We start from the raw sequence: 20,831 nt of genomic DNA, 5'->3' as shown, positions 1-20,831 counted from the left end.
GCCCCGGGCCCCCCCCCCCCCCCCCGGGGCGCGGCCCCCGGGCCGGCGGCCCCCCGCCGCTGAGCCGTGCGGTCCGTCGGCGCAGGTGGGGCGGCACCGTACCTGACCCGTCCTCGGCCGGTCACCGCCACCCTGCCCTGCGTCGCGGGCGCGGTGCCGCCCATACTGGTGCCAGCCCCTGCCCCCGCACAGATCGACTTCATGGCCAAGAAAACGACTTCCTCGACCGTCACTCCCGATACCGCATGGCTGGCACGCGGGCGTCACCTCGGCCCCGATCCCGAGCTGGACGCCCGGCGCAACCTGATAGCGCTGAAGGCCGCCGGGGTGCTGGACGACTTCTTGGAACTGGAGCCCGAGGACGCGGCGCGTTCCAGCGTGCTCCATCCGCGGGACGCGGCTGCCGACCCCGGCGCCGGTGCCCGCCGCGTGTTCGAGGCGCGCTGGCGCGTCGCCGACGGCATCACCGTCCGTGCCCAGCTGACGACGTACGCGGGCAAGGTGCGCCGGCAGGGCCAGGACGCCGTGACCTGGATCCTGGCGGCAGAGGCGGACCGGCGCTGGGACCTGGACTGGCCGTCGCCCGCCACGATGTTCTGGCCGGACAGCGGCCGTGCCGAGTGGGATCACGACATGGTGGCGGGGGTGCGCCTCGGCAGGACCAATCATCTGCCGGAGGGGGACGACGAGCTGCGCGCACGGCTCAAGGAATGCGCCAAGGACAGCTGGTACATCCAGTTCGTGGTGCACGAGGCGATGACCCCGGACGGGCCGGGCCGGCAGCCGCTCACCGGGTTCCTGCCGCCGAGCCTGCGGCACCAGGTGATCGAGCACCGTGCCACACCCCAGCAGGCGCAGATCGCCGACTTCGCCCTGCGCAAGGAGCGTGGTGTGCGCATGCCGCGCGGTGGCGCCGTCGTGCTGCCTGCCGCCGAGCCCCATGCCGCATACGAGGCGGAGTACTTCACGCTCCACTCGGTGTTCCTGGACGGCTCCGAGCCGACGGAACTCGTCGCCAAGATCGTGGAGTTCGCCGGGCTGCCGCGCCCGCTCGCCCCCGACGCCGAAGCCGCACTGCTCCGGCTGCGTCGAGGCTGGCACCTTCTCTCACCCGATGAGGAACTCGCGCACGCGCGGCGCATGGTCCACCACTACGCCGAAGCGCTCGAGGCCATGACGCAGTCCCGCGACCGGTACCACGAGGCCGCCGAAGCGCTGCAGGCCGCCCTGTCCGAGGCGACCGACGGCAAGGGGCTGCCCCTCGGATCGCCCACCACGCCGGGCAGACCGGACTCCTCACCTCTGAGCACGTTCACCAAGGCGCTCGGCAGATTCCGGGGTCCTGGGAAGTGACGCCATCCATCGCCGGATGTCGTGCGGCCGGGTGACGAGGACGAGCCGGAGGGTACGGGCCTCCGGCCTTCACCATCATCTACGGCCGCACGCGCCTTCCGTGCGGCGTGCGCGTGCGCTCAGCCGTGGGCGACCGGGCAGCCGCCCGTCATCGACCCGAGGAACGCGTTCGGGTCGTAGTAGTGCTCGACTTCGAGCAGGCGCAGGTCGTCGCCGACCTTGGCGATGCTCACCCCGTACATCTCGATCTTCTCCCCGGTCGGCGCGAACCCCTTGTACTCGCCGGTGAAGGTGCCCCAGTGCCGCCACTTGAAGGTGACGACAGGCGGTGGCGAGACGACCTCGAGGACCTCCCAGAAGAAGCCCTCGGGGAACGCCGTGTGGAACACCTCGTGGGAGGACTCGAAGGTCTCCTGGCCGTAGAAGATGCTGTCGCCGATGAGGATGTTGTAGCTGCCCTTGTCGACGATGTCCGCCGCGTCGGCCCAGGGGCCGCCGTTGACGCGTGTACGGAACTTCTCGGTGACCATCGAGACCCAGGTGGCCGGGTCCCCCTTGTGCGACACCTCCATCTCGAAGACCTGCACGATGCTTTCGACGATCGCGTCGAGTGAACCGGACTCGTGCTGCTTGGTGCGTTGCCCCGGCATCACGCTGTGCGAGTAGTGATAGTCGGGAGCCTCCTCGCGCCAGTCGCCTGGGGCCGCCGCGGCGATGACCGCGTCACGCCCCTGAAGCCAGAGGGGAGGGGAGGTTTCCGCCTGTGTCATGCCAACACCCTTCGGGAGGTGGGTAGTTGGGCAGATACTCGCGCAGTCAACCTTTGGCCACAAGTGCACAACTTGTGCACACTTCAGATCGTTAACCTTCACTTGGTGGGCGGGGTGTGTTCGTGGCGCGTCACCAGCGGTAGGCGTCGAAGTTCCGGCTGAACTCCCACCCGTTGAAGCGGTCCCAGTTGATGGACCAGGTCATCAGGCCGCGCAAGGCCGGCCAGGTGCCGTGGGTCTGGTAGGAGCCGCAGTTCGTCTTCTTCGTCAGGCAGTCGAGCGCCTTGTTCACCTCGGCTGTGGGGGTGTGTCCGTTGCCGGCATTGGTCGAGGCGGGCAGTCCGATGGCCACCTGGTCGGGACGGAGTGCGGGAAAGACGCGCTCGGTGTTGCCGGCCACGGGGAAGCCCGTGAGCAGCATGTCGGTCATCGCGATGTGGAAGTCGGCGCCGCCCATGGAGTGGTACTGGCTGTCCAGGCCCATGATCGGGCCCGAGTTGTAGTCCTGGACGTGCAGCAGCGTGAGGTCTTCGCGCAGCGCGTGGATCACCGGCAGGTACGCCCCGGCTCGTGGGTCCTGGCCGCCCCAGGGGCCCGATCCGTAGAACTGGTAGCCGAGCTGGACGAAGAAGGTCTCCGGCGCCATGGTGAGCACGAACTTCGCCCCGTACTTCGCCTTGAGCGTCTTGATGGCCTGAATCAGGTTCACGATCACGGGACTTGTGGGGCTGCGGAAGTCGGTGTCGCCGTTCTGCAGGGAGAGCGAGTGCCCCTCGAAGTCGATGTCCAGGCCGTCGAGCCCGTACGTGTCGATGATGTTCGACACCGAGGAGACGAAGGCGTCACGTGCCGCTGTCGTGGCCAGCTGTACTTGGCCGTTCTGTCCGCCGATCGAGATCAGGACCTTCTTGCCCGCGGCCTGCTTGGCGTCGATCGCGGCCTTGAACTCGGCTTCGGACTCGACGTTCGGGCATTCGGTCTCCGGGCAGAGCTTGAAGCGGATGTCGCCCGAGGTGACCGAAGTCGGCTCTCCGAAGGCCAGGTTGATGACGTCCCAAGAGTCGGGCACGTCCGCCATCCGCGTATAGCCGGACCCGTTGGCGAAGCTCGAGTGGAGGTAGCCGACGAGGGCGTGGGCGGGGAGGTCGCCGCCGGGTTCGCCGCCGCCGCTGGTGGTCGTCGCGGTGACGGCGGCGGACTTGGGGGAGTCGCCGGCGCTGTTGCCCGCGGTGACCTGGAACGTGTACGCCGTGGAGGGGTTGAGCCCGGTGACGGTGGCAGAGGTGCCGCTCACGGTCGTCACCTGCGCGCCGCCCTTGTAGACGGTGTAGCGGGTCGCGCCCGGGACCGCGGACCAGGAGAGCGGGACGGTGGTGCTGGTGGGGGTGCCCGCCTTGAGGCCGGCCGGCGCCGCCGGTACCTGCACCGGATCGCCGCCGGGTCCGATGAGTGAGAGGTCGTCGGCCTGGTAGGCGGCTGTCCCGTACCAGCCGTGGGTGTAGAGCGTCACCGAGGTGGTGGAGGCGCCGGTGCGGAAGGAGGTGGTGAGCTTCTGCCAGTCGGGTGCGGACTGGGTCCAGGTGGAGACGTCGGTGGCGCCGGTGCCGGACGCTCCCAGGTAGACATAGTTGCCGCGCACCCAACCGCTCAGTGTGTACGCGGAGTTGGGCTGCACGGTGACCGTCTGGGAGCACTTGGCGTTGTCGCTGCCGGCCGGGGTCGCCTGAAGGGCCTTGCTCCCGCTGTGCACGGGCGAGGAGATCACCGCCCCGCTGCCCGCGCTGCAACTCCATTCGCTCAGCCCGGCCTCGAAGCCGCCGTTGCGCGCGAGCTCGACGTCGGCCGCGTCGGCGGCGGGGGCTGACACGAGCAGCCCGCACGCGGCGAGCACCGTCGCCAGCAGGGTGGCCAGGGGTCTGCGGCGTTCCACAACTGCCTCCAGGGGGGCCTGATGAGGGAAGTGGCGCACAGCTTGGTCCAGACCAATCAAGTGGTCAATACCTCTGACGGGCACCGGCTGTCGGGCAGGTGATCTCCGCGTGCGGAGGATTGTGTTTGTTCGTAGGGTCGGATGGCCCCCTGCGCCTTGCTTCCCGCGTGACGCGCGACGGCCGGCATCCGACCCCGCTGATGGCGAAACGGGATGTTACGGACGGCTGCTTGTGGGCACATGGGGCGCGTCCGACCTGCCGCTTCGGCTCGCAAGCTCCCTCTGAAAGGCGATGAGATGACCCGACGCACCCGCCATCCGAACCGGACCGGGCCGGTGGGCGCCCTGGTCACCGGCGGCTCCCGAGGGCTCGGGCTGTTCATGGCCCGGCATCTGGCCGATCGAGGCTGCACCGTGACCCTCGCCGCCCGCGACGCCGACGAGCTGGAGCGCGCGGCCGCACGGGTGCGCGAAGAGACAGGGGCGACCGTACATGTGGCCGTATGCGATGTACGCGACCGGGCCGCCGTCGCCACGATGATGCGTGAGGCCCATGAGCGCCACGGCCTGGACATCGTGATCGCCAACGCCGGTGTCATCCAGGTCGCGCCCGTCGAGGCGATCGGCCCGGCGGAGTTCACGGACGCCATGGACACGATGTTCTACGGCGCCCTGTACACCTCGCTCGAAGCGATGCCGTATCTGCGCGAGAACCGCGGACGCCTCGGCCTGATCGGCTCGGTGGGCGGTCTGCTCGGCGCGCCGCACCTGCTGCCGTACTCATGCGCCAAGGCCGCGGTCGGCGCTCTCGCCGAAGGGCTGTACGCGGAGGCGGCCGCGTCCGGGGTGAGCGTCACCGCGGTCCATCCGGGACTGATGCGGACCGGTTCGCATCGGCAGGCAGAGTTCGGCGGGGACGCGAGCGCCGAGTTCGGCTGGTTCAGCGCCGCCGCGGGAGCCCCGCTGCTGTCGATGGACGCGGATCGGGCAGCCCGCAGGATCGTGGACGCGGTGATCCGGCGACGGGCCCGGCTGGTGCTCACCGCACCGGCAAAGGCGGCGCAGCTCGCACACGGCGTGGCGCCCGGCCTGACGACCCGCCTCGGCGGCGTTGCCGCGCGGCTGCTGCCGTCCGCTTCGGGCCGAGAGCCCCTGCGCCAGGGCGCCGAGGCCGGGGAGCCCCGCAATCCGATCGCGCGCCGGATCAGGGCCTGGGGCAGCGCGCGCAACGACCGGGCAGTGCGCGAGGCCAACCAGCAGGAGCCCGGTCCGCGCACCAGTTCGTGATGCGGGGGTGTCCGTTTTGCTCTCGTACCCGCGGGAACCCAGGTCATGACCGAGATCATCGGCGGCGCACATGGAGCGGCCGGCCCGCGCCCCGGCCACAGAGGCGCACCGCCGTGGCATCCGGGACAGCCAGGCCGCACGCGTACCGCCCCGCAGCGGTGATGCGCATGGAAACCGGTATCCGCACTTCGCGATGAAGGAGGTCGCCGTGAGCGAGAAGGACGGCCTGCGGGCCTATCACGACAAGCGCAACTTCGACCGTACGAAGGAGCCGCGCGGCCGGAACGCAGACGGCACCGGTGACGCGGACGGCCGGCCCGTCTTCGTCGTCCAGATCCACGACGCGAGCACCCTGCACTTCGACTTCCGCCTCGAGGTCGACGGCGTGCTCAAATCCTGGTCCGTCCCCAAGGGCCCCTCCGGCGACCCACGGGACAAGAGGCTCGCCATCCCGACCGAGGACCACCCCTTGTCCTACCGGGATTTCGAAGGGGTGATCCCGGAAGATGAGTACGGCGGCGGGACCGTGATCGTCTGGGACACGGGCACGTACCGGCCCGCCGCCCACGACAAAGACGGCCGCCCGGTCCCCTTCGGACGCGCCCTCGACGACGGGCACGCCACCTTCGAGCTGCACGGCGACAAACTGCACGGCCAGTACGCCCTCACCCGTATCAAAAGCCGCGAGGAGCAGTCCGGCGCCGATTCCGCGCAACCGACCTGGCTGCTCGTACGCACGAAATCCGGGCCTGGAGGCGCCGGCACCCCCGACCCTCGGCGCGCACGGTCCGCGCGCAGCGGACGCACCTTGCGCCAGGTCGCCGAGGCGGAAGCGGGTGAGCGGCGATGACCGGTCTGCTCGACACCGTGCCCTCCGCGCTGGAAAGCCGCCTCTCGCCGGCCGCACCCGGCGTCGAACTGGCGGCATCCCCCATGCTGGCGACGCTCAGCGACCGCCGTGACTTCCCCGACGGCTGGATCTTCGAGCGGAAGCTCGACGGCATCCGGGTCCTCGCCGTACGCGAGGGCGGCACGGTGACCCTGCGCTCCCGCTCCGGCCGCAAGCTCGACGCCACCTATCCGGAGATCGTCGACGCCCTGGCCGCACAGGACTGCGCGGACTTCACGATCGACGGCGAGATCGTCGCGTACTCTCACGGCCGCACGGACTTCGGACGGCTCCAGCAGCGCATGGGGCTCACCCGTCCCGCCGACGTGGCACGCAGCAAGGTCGCCGTGACGTACTACGCCTTCGACCTGCTGCGGCTCGACGGCACCGATCTGCGGCGTCTGCCGCTGCGCACGCGTAAGTCCCTCCTGCACAACGCGCTGACATTCCGAGCGCCCCTGCGCCTGAGCACACACCGCAACGCCGGCGGACCCGAGCTGCTCGCCGACGCGTGCAAGCGGGGCTGGGAAGGGCTCATCGCGAAGCGGGCGGACAGCATGTACCAGGCACGGCGCTCCGAGGACTGGCTCAAGCTGAAGTGCGCCCAGGGCCAGGAGTTCGTGGTCGGCGGGTTCACCGAGCCGACCGGCAGCAGGCAGGGCATCGGCGCCCTGCTGATCGGCTACTACGAGGACGGCCGGCTGCGCTACGCGGGCAAGGTCGGCACGGGCTTCGACCAGAAGACCCTGACCGCGCTCAGGGACAGGCTCGACGCCCTGCAGGCGGACACCTCGCCCTTCGAGGGGCGCCCTGCCGCCCCGCCCACCGCCCACTGGACGCGGCCGCGGCTGGTGGCTCAGATCGCCTTCTCCGAATGGACGCGCGACGGCATGCTGCGCCACCCCCGCTACCAAGGGCTGCGCGAGGACAAGAAGCCGACTGACGTGATCAAGGAGCGGGCCAAGACATGACCGGGCAGAAGAACGTGATGCGGGCCCTGTTGCGCGAGCACGGCCGGACCTACGCCGCCGAGGCCGGCATCCGGCTACGGGACACACCGCAGCCCCTGTACCGCACCCTCGTACTCGCGACCCTGCTCAGTGCCCGGATCCGGGCCTCGGTCGCGGTCTCCACGGCACGTGCCTTGTACGAAGCGGGCCTGCGTGATCCGCGCCGTATGGCGGACGCGACGTGGCAGCAGCGCGTCGACGCCCTGGGCGCGGGCGGCTATCGCCGCTACGACGAACGGACCGCCACACAACTGGGCGACGGCGCCCGGTTGTTGCTGGACGACTTCGCCGGCGACCTGCGCACGATGCGCAAGCAGGCGGACGGTGACGTGGACGAGCTGCGGGCGCTGCTGCGCCGCACGCCGGGACTCGGCGCGACGGGTGCCGACATCTTCCTGCGTGAGGTCCAGGACGTCTGGACCGAGTACGCGCCGTTCCTGGACACGAAAGCCCTCGAGGGCGCCGAGCGTCTCGGGCTGCCGCGGGAGCCCGCCGCACTCACCCGCCTGGCGAAGGGCGCCTCCCACGCGGAACTGGCCGCGGCGCTTGTGCGCGCCGCCCTGGACCAGCGCGTGGCGGACGACTGCCTGGCGCGGGCCGGCTGACGAAGAGCGCGGGCCGCTGACGAAGTGCGCTGGACCGCTGGCGAAGCGCCGGAGCCCGCCGGGGAAGAGCCCAGGCCCGCCGACGGAGAGCCGGACCGGCTGGCGAAGCACCCGGACCGCTGACGAAGATGAGGAGCCGTTCGATGTCCGAGACCCAGTCCCTGCGGGTCGGCCGCCGCACGCTGACCTTGCACCGGCAGGACAAGACACGGCTGCCGGCGGGCGATACCGGGGACGCGATCACGAAGGGTGATCTCGTCGCGTACCACCGGGAGATCGCCCCTTTCATGCTTCCGCATCTGCGTGGGCGCCCGCTCATGCTCGAACGTCTTCCCGACGGCCTCGACGGCGCCCGGATCATGCAGAAGAACGTGCCCGCGTACTTCCCGGAGTGGATCCGCCGCGTGAAGGTGCCCAAGGAGGGCGGCAGCGTCGTGCATCCGGTCTGCGACGACACGGCGACACTGGTCTACCTCACCGACCAGGCGGCCATCACCCTGCACCGCTGGCAGTCGAGGGCCTCGGGCATCCGGCATCCGGACCGCGTGGTGTTCGACCTCGACCCGGCCGGGGACGATGACTTCGCGGCCGTCCGCTCCGCGGCCCGTCAGGTGCGCGAACTCCTCGACCGTATCGGCCTCGCCTCCGGGGCGATGACCACGGGCTCGCGCGGACTGCACGTGGTGGCCGTTCTCAAGGGACGGCACACCTTCGACGACGTCCATGACTTCGCCAAGGAGGCCGCGGACACCTTGGCCGCGGCCCACCCCGACCGGCTGACCACCGCCATGCGCAAGGAGGACCGGGGCGCCCGGCTCTACCTGGACGTGCAGCGCAACGCGTACGCGCAGACCGCCGTCACCCCGTACACGGTACGGGCGAAGCCGGGCGCCCCCGTGGCCACCCCGATCGCCTGGGACCAGCTCGACGACCCGGACCTCACGGCGCGGCGCTGGACCATCGACAACGTCCTCGACCAGGCCCGTACCGACCCGTGGGGCGGCCTGGCCCGCAAGGGGCGGGCTCTGGGGCCCGCCCGCGCCGCACTGCGGGACCTGAAGGATCAGCGGGCATGAGAGAGCGGCGCCGCAGCCCTTCGGGAAGGGCTGCGGCGCCGGAGCGGACTGACGCCACCGCCTCAGCTGGGCGTCAGCGCTCCGTTGATGGCGTCGAGGAACGCCGGGATGTCGTCGGGCTTGCGCGAGGTGATCAGCGTCCAGCCGTTCGCACCGCAGACCTGTACCTCCTTGTCGACCCAGGTGCCCCCGGCATTGCGGACATCGGTGGCCGTGGACGGGTAGGAGGTCAGCGTCTTGCCCCGCAGAACGTCCGCCTCGACCGCGACCCAAGGGCCATGGCAGATCGCCGCCACCGGACGTCCGGACGAGGCGAAACTGCGTACGGCGTCCAGGGCCGCGTCCTCGAGGCGCAGGGTGTCCGCGTTGATCGTGCCGCCGGGGATCAGGAGCAGGTCGTAGTCGTCGGCCCGCACCTCGGACAGGCTGTGCGTCGCGGGCACGGTCTTGCCCGGATCGCGGTCGCCCACCAGCGTGACGACGGTGTCCTTCTCGGTTGCTGCGATGTCGACCTGTGCGCCCAGGCCGCGCAGGTGCTCGACCGGTTTGACGAGCTCATCCTGTTCGACGCCGTAATTGGTCGTGATGACCAGCGCACGACGGTTTCCGAGATCCGCAGGCATGTGCATGTCCTTCCGCTCGTGGGGGTGTCGCCCCGATCGCCGAGGCCGTATCGATCCAGTAACCGGCGAGTGCCATCTCAATCAGCACATACGGAACAAAAGCCTCGCAGTATCGATACTCCTCCGGTTGCTGGCCGGGACCGCATGGGTGACGTTGGGAAGTGGGGACACGGGGGTTTTCAAGGCTCCCGTCCCGTCACGACCGTCGACTTCCAGGAGGAGACATGACGAACCCCGAGCAGGACCCGAACCAGACCGAAGGCCCGGCGGACGGTGGCGCCGCGGGCACGCCGGGTGTCCACGATGGGGGTGCGGATGGCGGGGCGGAAGGTCCGGCGGACGGTGGTGCCGCAGGCACGCCGGGTGTGCATGACGGGGGTGCGGATGGCGGGGCGGAAGGTCCGGCGGACGGTGGTGCCGCGGGCACGCCGGGTGTCCACGACGGCGGAGCCGACGGTGGGGCCGACGAGTCCGGCAGTGGCGTTTGAGCACCCCTTCCCCTCAGCTCCGGGACGCCGACGCCCAGCCAGGCGTCGGCGTCCTGCACGCACGCCTGACCAACCTGACCCGCGAGGATTTCGCCCGGAAGCACTGGGCGCGCAGCCCCCTGCTCACGCGCGGGGCCAGTGACTTCACGGACCTGTTCTCCGCCGGCGCCGTCGACGAACTGATCGCCCGGCGCGGTCTGCGCACGCCGTTCCTACGCGTGGCCAAGGACGGTGCCACGCTCCCCGACTCGTCGTTCACCGCCCCGGCAGGTGTCGGCGCGTCCATCGGGGACCAGCTCGACGACACCGCCCTGTGGCGCGGCTTCGCCGACGGCGCGACGCTCGTCCTTCAGGCCCTGCACCGCACGTGGGATCCGGTGGCCGACTTCGTCGCGCGCCTGAGTACGGAACTCGGCCACCCGGTGCAGGCCAACGCCTACGTCACGCCTCCGCAGAACCGCGGGTTCGACGACCACTACGACGTGCACGACGTCTTCGTCCTCCAGATCGCCGGCACCAAGCGCTGGATGATCCACAAGCCGGTCCACCCCGACCCGCTGCGCGACCAGCCATGGACCGATCACCGTGACGCGGTCGCCCAGGCCGCGAAGGACGAGCCCCACCTGGACACCGTCCTCGCGCCGGGCGACGTCCTCTACCTGCCACGGGGCTGGCTGCACGCGGCCGAGGCGCAGGGCGCCGTCTCGATCCACCTGACGCTCGGCATCCACACCTGGACACGCCACACCCTGGCCGAACAACTCGCCCAGTCCGCACTGGCGTTGCTGCGCGACGACCCGGAGATGCGCGCATCCCTGCCGCTCGGCACCGACGGTCCGGGAGAGGAACTCGAGCTCGTCCGCAAACGTCTCCTCGCCGCCCTGACGGAGACGGATCCAACGCCCCTGTTCCATCGGACCCGGCGCGGCCGGGCCCGGCCTGCGCCGCTGGGACCGCTGGCCCAACTCGCTGCCGTCGAGAGCCTCGCCGGCGATACGCGGGTGCGGTTGCGGGCATCGCTCGAGGCACGGTTGGAGGGCCGGCGCCTGCACACACGGGCGGGCTGGCTCGACTTCCGCGAACAGGACCTGCCCGCGGTGACCCGCCTGCTCGACGGCCGGGTCCACGCCGCACACGAGCTGGGCCCCGAGCTCGTCGAGCGGCTTCTGCGCGCGGGTGTAGCGGTACCCGGCGAGGCCTGAAGTGCGGGCGGTTGACCCGGCGCCCCGGTTCTTCTGCGCCGACGCCGCCCGGCTGCGGAACGACCCTCTGGCCGGTACGGCGCCGTACGGAACGACCTGGATTCTCATCGAGCACCCGGGCGGCTGGCCGCCCAACGGCTTCGACGGCCTCGCGCTCGACCCCGACACCAAGCGGCTCGTATTCTCCGCGGCCCAAGCGGTGCGGGCCCGCATCCTCCTGATCAGGCGGCACGGACGGCGCACGTACGAAGGGCTCCGGCGCTGGGCGGTCCTGCGCTACGAGAGCGATGGCGCACACCGGCAGACCTGGGGCACCTGGACGCGTGACGAGGACCTCGCGGGCATCGCCCTCGCCCTCCACGCCCCCGGCGACCGGGGAGCTCGGCCCGTCGTGCTCGTCTGCGCCCACGGCCTGCACGACGCCTGCTGTGCCGTGCGCGGCCGGCCGGTGTCACGGGCGCTGAGCCGGCGCTGGCCGGACCTGGTGTGGGAGTGCACGCACATCGGAGGCGACCGATTCGCCGCCAACGTCGTCATCGCGCCCGACGGCGTCTACTACGGCAACCTCGACGCCGCGTCGGCCGTCACGGCGGTCGAGGAGCACCTGTGCGACCGCGTACATGCCGATCATCTGCGGGGCTATACGAACCTCTTCCCGCCCCAGCAGACCGCGGTGGCCGCTCTCCTCGCTCGCTTCGGTCCGGCGGGCCGGCACCACTACGCGGTCGAGGACACGTCGCGCGACGGTGACGGCTGGCTCGTCCGCCTGACGGCTCGTACACCGCGCTCCCTCACGTACGACGTCGACGTGCGGTCCCACCGGACGCCCGCTCGCCAACTGACCTGCAACGGGCTGTCCTTGAGCTCCACCGTCGTCTACGAAGCCCGGTCGATCGTCACCGGACGACGGTGAACCCGACGTGCGGGCCGGTCCTGTGGCGCGTCGATGAGGGCAGGTGCCCCCGCCGCGGACGGGCCGAGCGCTCCCGTTACGCGGCGAGCGCCGCCGGCTCGCCCAGCCGGCCCGCCGCCGTACGCCAGGCCGCGGTGACCGCGTCGTGCGCTTGTCCCGTACGGATGGTCCGGTGGCCGCGCCCGGCCACGGTCAGCGGAGCCCCCACGTGCACATGCAGATCCGGACGACGCAGGGGCGCCGTGGCCAGGCCCGCCACCTGCTTGGCCACGCTCCCGGAAGTGACCCGCCGCGCCCCGGCCTGCCCGATCGGCACGATCGGTGCGCCCGTACGTTCGACGAGCCTGGCCACGCCACTGCGGAAGGCGAGGGGTGCCTGTTCGCCGGCGTCGCGGCGCACGGGCAGGCGGCCCTCACCGTAGATGAGCACCGACTCGCCGTCCTCGAGCGCGGAGGCGGCGAGGTCGAGAGCCCGTGCCGCGCGGCGGTCTCCACGATGAACCGGGATATGGCCCTCGCGAGCCAGGGCCGTACCGAGGAACGGAACGCGCCACAGGCCCGCCGCGGCCATGACCACGGGCCGGACCCCGAGACGCTCCAGCGCGGCGAGCACGACAGCGGGGTCGGCCAACGAGGTGTGATTCGCGACGATGAGACTGCCGCGTGCGAACTCGGCACCGGCGTCGGCGGTCACGGTGAGGCGACCGAAGGCAGGAACGAGAACCTGGGCGAGGCGGCTGAGCAACGTGGTCTCCTGAGGCCGAGGACGAATGATCTCCATCGTCGGCGCCGGGAGCCTGCGGAGCCTGAGCGCAGGTACTCATCTTCGTCTGGCGCCCGGCACGTACGGATGCGCACTTCGGCGCGGTGCTCGGCGCAGTGGGGCCGCGCCTGGACCTCCCGTACCCCTACGGGACTCGGCGCTCCGACGGCTACGACGAGGGCGACCGCTGCCCGGAGCGGAGCACGAGCAGGGTGATCTCGCTGGGCGCGAAGATGCGGAAGGGCGGACCCCAGAAGCCGGTGCCACGGCTGGTGTAGAGGAGGGTCCGGGTGCCGTGGCGGCTCAGGCCGGCGAGGGCCGGCTGGTCGAGGCGGACCAGGTGGTGGAAGGGCCAGATCTGGCCGCCGTGGGTGTGGCCGGACAGTTGGAGGTCCACGCCCTCGGCGGCGGCCCGGTCGATGAACTTGGGCTGATGGGCCAGGAGCAGAACAGGGTGGTCGGGGTCGGCGCCGTCGAGTGCTCCGGCGAGGTGGGCGCGGTGGCCGGCCAGGCCGGAGGACTCGGCGGTGACATCGTCCACGCCGGCGACGACGAGGGTGTCGCCGCCTCGTTCGAGCAGCAGATGACGGTTGCGCAGTGGCTCCCAGCCCAGCTCGTCCATCAGGTCGACCCAGCCCTGGGCCTCGCTGTAGTACTCGTGGTTGCCGGTGACGTAGACCCGGGCCCGGGTGGCCTGCACGGTGCCGAGCGGGGCGGCCTGGGCGCGGCGGCGATCGGCTGTGCCGTCGGCGATGTCACCGGTGTGGCAGACCAGATCGGCCTCCAGGGTATTCACCGTGTCGCAGACCCGCGCGGACCAGCGCGCCCGGTCGAGCGGACCGTAGTGGGTGTCGGTGATGAGGACGACGCGGGTGCCGTCCAATCCGGCGCCGAGGCGGGGGAGTTGTACGTCGAGCCGGCGAACCCGCGGCACCCGGCGAGCTTCGGCGTAGCCCCAGCCGAGCAGCACGGCGGCTGCGCCGAGAGTCGCCCAGGTGACGATCCGGGCCCGGTCCTGGCCGTCGCCGACACCGGCCACGGTCAGGGCGAGCCGCAGCAGCGTGCCGAGCAGAACGGACCAGGTGAACAGGACCCAGACGCTGCCGAGCAGGGTGTCCCCGACGATCGCCGCCGCGTCCTGCTGCCGCCGGCCGTGACCGCGCACCATCGCCAGCGGCATGCCGACGAGACCGAGAGCGAACAGGACGGTGCAGGCCGGCGCGACGGGCAGCGGCCAGTTCTGGCCGGCGTGCAGGAGCAGCCAGCAGGGCACGGCCCACAGCAGGACGGGGGCGATCAGGGGGAGGTAGCGCATCAGGCGATGCAACCGGCTCGGCCGAGCCGCGTCCGCCGCGGCTCCGGCGGATCGGGTTTCGTCGCTGGTCTCGGTCACGCGTCCCCTTTTCAAGCACCCAGGCAGCTGTTGCGGGCACTGTAGCCGCCTCGTGTTCCACGGAAGTACGCGCCTGCTCACTCCGCCCCGCAACAAGATCAAGGCGCAGTGCCCCCGTTCCTGGCGGAACGGAGCCCGGGCTACCCGGCGTTGAGCCGCGCCCCCTACGCTCCTGATCATGACAAACGGATTCAGCGACCAGTTCCTGCTCGAGACGGAACGGCACTCCGTCTGGGGCGCGACTCAGCTCGAAGCGCTCATGGAGTTCCTGCCCGATGCGCCATGGACCGCGGACCTGCCGACCTGTTCGTATCAGCAGGGGGAGACGCAGCTGCGGGTCGGAGTCCTGGGGACGTACGACATGAACGACGGGTCCTGGATGTGGGGTTGGGCGAATCCGGGGCTCGGCGGGAGCGAGGTCGTCGCGCTGTCCGCCGCCGTGGCGCGGTACGGACAGGCGAACGGGATCCCCGAGTTCACCGCCGGCCGACTCGATCTGTCCGGCTTCGACGACCCCCGGCGGGCCGCCGAGATGCTGGCCTTCGCGGGCATGGGGGTGGCCAACGCTCCCGGGTACATCGGGCAGCCCGCCGGGCCCACCACCCAGGTGTACTTCCTGCCCGACGACCCGAAGGTGCCGAACGCTCCCCTCGATCCGATCGCCCTGCCGCGCGTACTGATGGCGGGGGTCTCACTCATCGGGCGTTCTCCGCAGCATGCGGTCAGGGGGTACTTCGAGCACCACGGGGTACCGCATCGCATGGAAGACGACCAGCTGATCGCCGACCTGCCGACCGGGAACGCCGCCGTTGTCTCCTTCGACGCGATGGGGCGTATCGGCAACATCCGCCTCACGGTGGGCGGTTGACCCGCAGCGTCCGTGAGGCCGGCGGCAGCTCGCCGGTTCCTTTCCGTATGCGGTCATGAGGGCCGGGCAGGCGAGGTAGCTTGCGAATCAAGGACGCACGATGGGGCGCAACGAGAGGACGGCGTCCCGCGCGAGGGTGTCCTGCGGCGAGGAGGAAACATGGGTGGCATCGAGGTGGAGGCGGCGGCGGGGCTGCGCGCGGCCGTGCATACGCTCCTGAAGGTCCTGGAGCCCGAGCAGGTACGGGAGTTGCGGGCGGCGCCGAGCCGGCTCGATGCGCCGGAGCTGCGGGAGTGGACGTATCTGCCCGGCTCACGGCCGGGGTTGTCCACCGAAGGGCTCGACGGCGTGCAGCGCGAGGCGGTCGCGGCGGTGCTCGCCGCCGCGCACGGCGCGCTGGGCGCGGAGCTGGCCCTCGGCGCGATCGAGGTGGAACGCCATCGCCGTACCCTGGTCGGGGCCACGGGCCCGGACCGGTACTGGCTGCGGCTGCTGGGCGATCCGGACGGTGACGGCCCGTGGGGCTGGCGGATGAACGGCCACCACCTCGCCGTCCATGTGCTGGTCGCGGCGGGCGGTATCCGGGTGACGCCCCACTTCATCGGCTCGGAGCCGGCACGGATCGGCGAAGGCCCGCACGCAGGGCGGCGGTTGCTGGGCCCGGAGGAGGATCTGGCCCGCGACCTCGTCACCGATCTGGACCGCGCCCGGCGCACCGAAGCGGTCTTCTCGGCCACGCCGCCGGACGACATCCTCACCCGCGACGACCCGTTCGCCGACCCCGGCGTACTGCCGTCCGGCCTGTCGTACGGCGCGATGACGGACCCGCAGCAACAGCTCCTTGAACAGCTGGTGCGCCGCTACTTCGACCGGGCTCCTGCCGCCTACGCACAGGCCCGCTGGTCCGAGGTCCAAGCGCGCGGACCGGAGGCGCTCTCCTTCGCCTGGGCCGGCGGCCTGGCTCCCGGCGAACAGCACTACTACTGCGTACGATCGCCCGATTTCCTCATCGAGTACGACAACACCCAGGACAACGGCAACCACGCCCACTCCGTATGGCGGCACCTGCGCCACGACTGGGGCATCGACCTTCTGCAGACGCACTACACGGATCAGCACACCGACGGCTGACCGGCTCGGAGCGAACCACCCCTGGAGCAGGTGGAGTTGTGCGACCGAGCCGGGCGGTGAGGCCTCAGTCGCCGCCGCCTCCGCCGCCACCGCAACTCGAACCGCTCCCGGCGTACGAGCCCGCATCCGAGCCGGAATCGGAGTCGTTGTCGAGGGCTTTGCCCATGCGCCTCAGAGTCCGGCCGAGGCCGGCGGGAAGTCCCTGCGCGTGGCCACCCCGGTGTCGCACCGTCCCGTCCCGGAAGATGGTGGCCCCGCCCAGGACGTACTCCGGCACGCTCGCGTCGCGTCCGGCCGCCTGCAGGTGGCGCCTGCCCGCACGCGTCACCCGGCGGCGCGAGCCCGCCACCAGACCCAATGCGGCCAGCCGGCGCCCGATCTCCTCGATCTCCGGGGAGCGTTGCACGGCAGCGCGTACGGCGTCGATGTTCTTGCTGCGCCGGCAGAAGACGAGCACAGCACGCTCGACCGCATGCTCGGGCTGCTCGCCGTCCACCGTGCGCACCCGCGAGGCGAGCACGACGACAAGGCCGCGCCTGTTCAGCGAGATGATCACGCTGTCCGCCACCCGCCGAGCCCCGCCCGCCAGGAACGCGACGTCGTACACCTGCAGTTCCTGCGCCGCGCTCGAACTCCTGCTGAACCCCCACCGCATCCAGACCCGCCCCCCGATTCGGCCCCGCTGCACCTGTCGGCAGTGTCACCTGCCGGCGAAGGGCCCAACCCTCTCCCCGCCATCTCAGAGCATTACTTGAGCTACGGGCAGGCCGAGGTGTCGGTGGGCCACGCCGCCCTCAACTGCCCGCGTGCACCGGCGTATCGGCCTTGTCGCCCACGGAGGCCGAGGTCGCGGACTTCGGAACGGGCTGATCCTGGCGCAGGGCCGTCCACACCCGGTGCGACGCCTTGTCGAGCGGCAGTACGCGTCCCGCGTCCTGTGCGTCGTACGTGACGGGCAGGGTGATCATCCGGGTGCGCTCCGGGCTGATGTCCTCGAGGTCCTCGGCCAGACCGAGGAGCTTGTCGGCGGAGGCCAGGCCGGAGTCCGCGCTGATGCTCTTCGTGGCGGTGTCGGCGAGCGCGTAGGACTTGGCCGGGCTGCCCAGCGGATCGACGGTGTGCGCCCGGTGGATCAGGGCCTTGACGAACGCCTGCTGGAGCTGGATCCGCCCCAGGTCGCTGCCGTCGCCCACGCCATGCCGGGTGCGTACGAGCGCGAGTGCCTGCTCGCCGTCGAGGCGGTGCTTGCCCGCGGTGAGCGAGAGACCGCTGTTGTGGTCGTCGATGGCCTTGCCGGTCGTGATGTCCACGCCGCCGAGCTCGTCGATGAGCTTCTGGAACCCCTTGAAGTCGACTTCGAGGTAGTGGTCCATGCGCAGGCCCGACATCTTCTCGACGGTCTTGACGGTGCAGGCCGGTCCGCCCACCGCGTACGACGAGTTGAACATCGCCTGCCGTGCGCCGGGCACCTCATCGCCGCCGGACTTCGTACAGGCGGGGCGCTCGACCATCGTGTCGCGCGGAATGCTCACGACCGAGGCCTTCCGGTGGCTCTTGTCCACGTGCAGGACCATCGCCGTATCGGCCCGTGCCCCGCTGACTCCCTTGCCGTACTTGCCGTGGGTGCCCGCCCGGGAGTCGGACCCGAGCAGCAGGATGTTCTGCGCACCGCCGCGCTGCGCGTCGGGCCGGTCCTGCCCCAGCGCGGCGTTCAGGTCGGTGGACTTGATGTTGCCGTCGAGGTGCTGCCAGGCGTAGGCGACGCCGCCGCCGGTGGCGAGCAGCAGGCCCAGAGCGCCCCAGGCCACGTACCGCAGACCCATCTTGCGTGCCTTGTGGCGGGAGCGGCCGGGCCGCGGTGGTCCGTAACCGGGGGCCGGTGGGGCGCCGGCCGGCTGCGCGGGGTGTTCGTTCTCGTGCGGCATGCGCTGCCCCTCTGTCGTCTGCCGGTTTGTCTCAGTACGCGGATTCGGCTGCCGGGTCTCAGTACGCGGAGTCGACGTTGTCGATGGAGCCGTAGCGGTCCGCGGCGTAGTTGGCGGCCGCGGTGATATTGGCGACCGGATCGGTCAGGTCCTCGGGGGTGCCCTCGACGTGGTAGGCGTCGAACGTGGGCTGGATGACCTGGAGCAGCCCCTTGGAAGGGGTGCCGTTCTGGGCATTTATGTCCCAGTTGTTCTGGGCGTTCGGGTCTCCGCCGGACTCGCGGATGATGTTGCGGTGCAGTCCCTCGTAGCTGCCCGGGATGCCCTCGGCCTTCATGATGTCGAGGGACTCACGGATCCAGCCGTCGAGGTTTTCGGGGTACGTCCTGTCGTCCGCCGCGCGCTGCGCCGCCGGAGCGCTTCCGGTGGGCTCGGCTGCCTGTGCGGTGGAGGGGGCCAGGGTGAGGGCGGCGGCCGCGGTGCCCGCGGTGGCTATGCCGCTGAAGGTGATCCTGCGCAGTCGCGCGATCCGGGTTCGGGTCTGGGTGGGGGGCATAAAGGTCGTGCACTCCAATGCGGTACGTCCGGTGCCAGGCGAATCCGCCCGGTTGCTCCCGGCTGTCCGGGAACGTCAGCCAGTCGTAGCCCCGCCCGGACGGCCGACGCAAAGACGTGACGTACTACCTCGGTCAGCAGAGGGCCCCCACGGCCCTCGGCCCGAAGCCCTCACAAGGCTCCAGAGCGCACCGGCCGCACTACTAGCGTCCTTAGCATGTGTGCTGGGTCATATGCGTGGGCTCACACCCCGCAAGGCTCCGGCCGGTATTCGGCGCCCCCTCGGCCCGTGGTGCCGACCGACTTCGTGAACCACAGGTGTGACGCACACCCGCGTCACACCTGTCCCGTGATCCTCGGCTCGCCTTCAAAAGTTGGCCGAGTCATGCCATAGACGGCGCCGCATTCCGTGAATACAAGAACTGTGGGAGCGCTCTCACCCCCCACCGGTTCACGCCCTCACGGAGGCGCCATGAGAACGAGCCGTACGACGTCCGCTGCCCGCACCGGGGCCTCGAACAGATGGAGAGCCGCGCTGATCGCGGCCTGCGCGGCGGTCGGACTCCTCACCGTGCTGATGCCGGCCGACGCGCGCGGCGACGTACCGCCGCCCGCGCCCGGCTGGACACTGCAGTGGAGCGACGACTTCACCGGGCCGAACAACGCCCTGCCCTCGTCCACGAACTGGCAGATCGACACCGGCCACAACTACCCCGGCGGGCCTGCGAACTGGGGCACCGGGGAGATCCAGAACTACACCGCGAACCCCTCCAACCTCAGCCTCGACGGCGGCGGCAATCTGCGCATCACCCCGCTCAGGGACGGCGCGGGCAACTGGACCTCGGGCCGTATCGAGACCCGCCGAGCCGACTTCAAGGCACCCGCGGGCGGCACACTCGCCATCGAGGGCCGCATTCAGATGCCGAACGTCACCGGCACCCAGGCACTCGGCTACTGGCCGGCCTTCTGGGCGCTCGGGGCGCCGTACCGTGGCAACTACTGGAACTGGCCGGCCATAGGCGAGTTCGACATCATGGAGAACGTCAACGGGATCAACTCCGTCTGGGGCGTGCTGCATTGCGGCGTGAACCCGGGCGGCCCCTGCAACGAAACGCAGGGCATCGGCGCCAGCAGGGCCTGCCCGGGCGCGAGCTGCCAGTCCGCGTTCCACACGTACCGCTTCGAATGGGACCGCAGCGTCAGCCCCAACGTGCTGCGCTGGTACGTCGACGGCCAGCAGTACCTCAGCGTCGACGAGAACCGGGTCGGGGCCGAGGCCTGGAACAACATGACCAGCCACGCCGGCTACTTCATCCTGCTCAACGTGGCGATGGGCGGCGCCTTCCCCAACGGCGTCGCGGGCCACGGCACCCCGGTCCCCGAGACCGTCTCCGGGCGCCCGATGCTGGTGGACTACGTGGCGGTGTGGACACGCGGCGGCGGCACGGACCCCGATCCCGACCCCGGTGATCCGACCGCGCTGCACCTGCGGACCGGTGGCGCGCTTGGCGCGGCCCAGTCGTCCGCCGCCACGGCGACACTTCCGTCCGCGGGCGGGGTGAACCGCGACGGTACGCCGTACAACCCGCAGGTCTTCACCGCGAGCGGAGTCAACGGTGCGTACACCGGCGGCTCGACACAGTTCGATCTCTACGTCGACGCCGGCACCACGGTCGCCAACGGCCAACAGGTGCGGGTGAGTTACGACCGTACGGGCGACGGAAGCTGGGAGCGCACGGAGACGTACCACTACTTCGCCACCGATCCCGTGTCCGGCTACGAGCACTACACGCAGGCCCGCGGTCTCAAGTCCTCGACCGGTACGCACGGCACCATGACGAACGGCAGGGTGCGCGTCGAAGTGTGGAACGCGATCGGCAACGGCCCCAGCACGCTGGGCATCGGCAATCAGTCCCGGGTGAGCGTCCCGATCGGCTGAGCCGCATGATGCGGTCACCGCGGGACGAGCCGGTCCCTGCCCCGCGGTGACCGCACCTCAGCGCGGAGGTGTACCGGGCGGCCCGCATGGACCCGGCCGTTCCGGAGCAGG

Annotated in this window: 20 protein-coding genes; 11 read left to right on the top strand and 9 right to left on the bottom strand. The window is 71.0% G+C overall.

Going from position 1 to position 20,831, the window contains the following annotated elements; all coding sequences use genetic code 11:
- The first annotated feature begins 201 nt into the window (after positions 1-201).
- Positions 202-1,353, top strand: coding sequence for a hypothetical protein (locus ABT367_RS27355; protein ID WP_352255761.1), 1,152 nt, complete (start codon positions 202-204; stop codon positions 1,351-1,353).
- Positions 1,354-1,472: 119 nt separating this feature from the next.
- On the opposite strand, the gene ABT367_RS27350 is transcribed toward ABT367_RS27355, so the two are convergent.
- Both ABT367_RS27350 and ABT367_RS27345 read right to left on the bottom strand, forming a co-directional pair.
- Positions 1,473-2,123, bottom strand: a complete 651-nt coding sequence (locus ABT367_RS27350) for an ester cyclase (protein WP_352255760.1) — start codon at positions 2,121-2,123, stop codon at positions 1,473-1,475.
- Positions 2,124-2,253: 130 nt separating this feature from the next.
- Complete coding sequence (locus ABT367_RS27345; RefSeq protein WP_352255759.1) at positions 2,254-4,053, bottom strand: chitinase; 1,800 nt, start codon at positions 4,051-4,053, stop codon at positions 2,254-2,256.
- 297 nt (positions 4,054-4,350) lie between these two features.
- Here ABT367_RS27345 and ABT367_RS27340 point away from each other — a divergent pair, with 297 nt between their 5' ends.
- The 5 genes from ABT367_RS27340 to ligD (ABT367_RS27320) all read left to right on the top strand — a co-directional run bounded on the left by ABT367_RS27340 (position 4,351) and on the right by ligD (ABT367_RS27320) (position 8,920).
- Entirely contained in the window at positions 4,351-5,340 is a 990-nt protein-coding gene (locus ABT367_RS27340) for an SDR family NAD(P)-dependent oxidoreductase (protein ID WP_352255758.1), read from the top strand.
- Positions 5,341-5,548: 208 nt separating this feature from the next.
- Positions 5,549-6,190 carry a DNA polymerase ligase N-terminal domain-containing protein gene (locus ABT367_RS27335; RefSeq protein WP_352255757.1) on the top strand — a complete coding sequence of 214 codons (642 nt, stop codon included), beginning with the start codon at positions 5,549-5,551 and terminating at the stop codon, positions 6,188-6,190.
- Positions 6,187-7,200, top strand: coding sequence for a non-homologous end-joining DNA ligase (gene ligD / locus ABT367_RS27330; RefSeq protein ID WP_352255756.1), 1,014 nt, complete (start codon positions 6,187-6,189; stop codon positions 7,198-7,200). The genes ABT367_RS27335 and ligD (ABT367_RS27330) overlap by 4 nt, the downstream gene beginning before the upstream one ends.
- Positions 7,197-7,844, top strand: a complete 648-nt coding sequence (locus ABT367_RS27325) for an endonuclease (protein WP_352255755.1) — start codon at positions 7,197-7,199, stop codon at positions 7,842-7,844. Before ligD (ABT367_RS27330) ends, ABT367_RS27325 begins: the two co-directional genes overlap by 4 nt.
- Before the next feature lie 143 nt (positions 7,845-7,987).
- Entirely contained in the window at positions 7,988-8,920 is a 933-nt protein-coding gene (gene ligD, locus ABT367_RS27320) for a non-homologous end-joining DNA ligase (RefSeq protein WP_352255754.1), read from the top strand.
- A gap of 62 nt (positions 8,921-8,982) precedes the next feature.
- On the opposite strand, the gene ABT367_RS27315 is transcribed toward ligD (ABT367_RS27320), so the two are convergent.
- Positions 8,983-9,543 carry a type 1 glutamine amidotransferase domain-containing protein gene (locus tag ABT367_RS27315; protein WP_352255753.1) on the bottom strand — a complete coding sequence of 187 codons (561 nt, stop codon included), beginning with the start codon at positions 9,541-9,543 and terminating at the stop codon, positions 8,983-8,985.
- Positions 9,544-9,722: 179 nt separating this feature from the next.
- Positions 9,723-9,983: a hypothetical protein gene (locus tag ABT367_RS27310; protein WP_352255752.1), complete on the bottom strand. Its 261-nt coding sequence runs from the start codon at positions 9,981-9,983 to the stop codon at positions 9,723-9,725.
- 44 nt (positions 9,984-10,027) lie between these two features.
- Here ABT367_RS27310 and ABT367_RS27305 point away from each other — a divergent pair, with 44 nt between their 5' ends.
- Positions 10,028-11,233, top strand: a complete 1,206-nt coding sequence (locus tag ABT367_RS27305; protein ID WP_352255751.1) for a cupin domain-containing protein — start codon at positions 10,028-10,030, stop codon at positions 11,231-11,233.
- Position 11,234: 1 nt separating this feature from the next.
- Positions 11,235-12,146: a sucrase ferredoxin gene (locus ABT367_RS27300; protein ID WP_352255750.1), complete on the top strand. Its 912-nt coding sequence runs from the start codon at positions 11,235-11,237 to the stop codon at positions 12,144-12,146.
- Between the two features lie 76 nt (positions 12,147-12,222).
- Here ABT367_RS27300 and ABT367_RS27295 read toward each other — a convergent pair whose 3' ends face one another.
- Positions 12,223-12,891, bottom strand: coding sequence for a lysophospholipid acyltransferase family protein (locus ABT367_RS27295; protein WP_352255749.1), 669 nt, complete (start codon positions 12,889-12,891; stop codon positions 12,223-12,225).
- Positions 12,892-13,078: 187 nt separating this feature from the next.
- Positions 13,079-14,302 (bottom strand): metallophosphoesterase, encoded by a 1,224-nt coding sequence (locus ABT367_RS27290; RefSeq protein ID WP_352255748.1) that lies wholly within the window; start codon positions 14,300-14,302, stop codon positions 13,079-13,081.
- Between the two features lie 178 nt (positions 14,303-14,480).
- Here ABT367_RS27290 and ABT367_RS27285 point away from each other — a divergent pair, with 178 nt between their 5' ends.
- Positions 14,481-15,170 carry a DUF6882 domain-containing protein gene (locus ABT367_RS27285; RefSeq protein WP_352255747.1) on the top strand — a complete coding sequence of 230 codons (690 nt, stop codon included), beginning with the start codon at positions 14,481-14,483 and terminating at the stop codon, positions 15,168-15,170.
- A 159-nt stretch (positions 15,171-15,329) separates the two neighbouring features.
- Positions 15,330-16,301 carry a DUF3500 domain-containing protein gene (locus tag ABT367_RS27280; RefSeq protein ID WP_352255746.1) on the top strand — a complete coding sequence of 324 codons (972 nt, stop codon included), beginning with the start codon at positions 15,330-15,332 and terminating at the stop codon, positions 16,299-16,301.
- Positions 16,302-16,365: 64 nt separating this feature from the next.
- On the opposite strand, the gene ABT367_RS27275 is transcribed toward ABT367_RS27280, so the two are convergent.
- The 3 genes from ABT367_RS27275 to ABT367_RS27265 all read right to left on the bottom strand — a co-directional run bounded on the left by ABT367_RS27275 (position 16,366) and on the right by ABT367_RS27265 (position 18,782).
- Complete coding sequence (locus ABT367_RS27275; RefSeq protein ID WP_352255745.1) at positions 16,366-16,956, bottom strand: TIGR04222 domain-containing membrane protein; 591 nt, start codon at positions 16,954-16,956, stop codon at positions 16,366-16,368.
- A 139-nt stretch (positions 16,957-17,095) separates the two neighbouring features.
- The gene (locus tag ABT367_RS27270; RefSeq protein ID WP_352255744.1) at positions 17,096-18,226 is read right to left on the bottom strand and encodes an LCP family protein; all 1,131 of its coding nucleotides are present in this window, start codon (positions 18,224-18,226) and stop codon (positions 17,096-17,098) included.
- Between the two features lie 58 nt (positions 18,227-18,284).
- Positions 18,285-18,782, bottom strand: a complete 498-nt coding sequence (locus tag ABT367_RS27265; protein WP_352255743.1) for a transglycosylase SLT domain-containing protein — start codon at positions 18,780-18,782, stop codon at positions 18,285-18,287.
- Between the two features lie 471 nt (positions 18,783-19,253).
- Here ABT367_RS27265 and ABT367_RS27260 point away from each other — a divergent pair, with 471 nt between their 5' ends.
- On the top strand, positions 19,254-20,720 hold the full coding sequence (locus tag ABT367_RS27260; protein ID WP_352255742.1) for a glycoside hydrolase family 16 protein: 1,467 nt from the start codon (positions 19,254-19,256) through the stop codon (positions 20,718-20,720).
- The last annotated feature ends 111 nt before the right edge of the window (positions 20,721-20,831 follow it).

The organism is Streptomyces mesophilus (assembly GCF_040300965.1).
Classification (GTDB): Bacteria; Actinomycetota; Actinomycetes; order Streptomycetales; family Streptomycetaceae; genus Streptomyces; species Streptomyces mesophilus_A.
This window is presented reverse-complemented; position numbering and strand designations above follow the sequence as displayed.

Coding starts and splice junctions, on each gene's coding strand:
- ABT367_RS27355 (WP_352255761.1), top strand. CDS start 202: ATGGCCAAGAAAACGACTTCCTCGACCGTCACTCCCGATACCGCATGG.
- ABT367_RS27350 (WP_352255760.1), bottom strand. CDS start 2,123: ATGACACAGGCGGAAACCTCCCCTCCCCTCTGGCTTCAGGGGCGTGAC.
- ABT367_RS27340 (WP_352255758.1), top strand. CDS start 4,351: ATGACCCGACGCACCCGCCATCCGAACCGGACCGGGCCGGTGGGCGCC.
- ligD (WP_352255756.1), top strand. CDS start 6,187: ATGACCGGTCTGCTCGACACCGTGCCCTCCGCGCTGGAAAGCCGCCTC.
- ABT367_RS27325 (WP_352255755.1), top strand. CDS start 7,197: ATGACCGGGCAGAAGAACGTGATGCGGGCCCTGTTGCGCGAGCACGGC.
- ligD (WP_352255754.1), top strand. CDS start 7,988: ATGTCCGAGACCCAGTCCCTGCGGGTCGGCCGCCGCACGCTGACCTTG.
- ABT367_RS27315 (WP_352255753.1), bottom strand. CDS start 9,543: ATGCCTGCGGATCTCGGAAACCGTCGTGCGCTGGTCATCACGACCAAT.
- ABT367_RS27285 (WP_352255747.1), top strand. CDS start 14,481: ATGACAAACGGATTCAGCGACCAGTTCCTGCTCGAGACGGAACGGCAC.
- ABT367_RS27280 (WP_352255746.1), top strand. CDS start 15,330: ATGGGTGGCATCGAGGTGGAGGCGGCGGCGGGGCTGCGCGCGGCCGTG.
- ABT367_RS27275 (WP_352255745.1), bottom strand. CDS start 16,956: ATGCGGTGGGGGTTCAGCAGGAGTTCGAGCGCGGCGCAGGAACTGCAG.
- ABT367_RS27270 (WP_352255744.1), bottom strand. CDS start 18,226: ATGCCGCACGAGAACGAACACCCCGCGCAGCCGGCCGGCGCCCCACCG.
- ABT367_RS27265 (WP_352255743.1), bottom strand. CDS start 18,782: ATGCCCCCCACCCAGACCCGAACCCGGATCGCGCGACTGCGCAGGATC.
- ABT367_RS27260 (WP_352255742.1), top strand. CDS start 19,254: ATGAGAACGAGCCGTACGACGTCCGCTGCCCGCACCGGGGCCTCGAAC.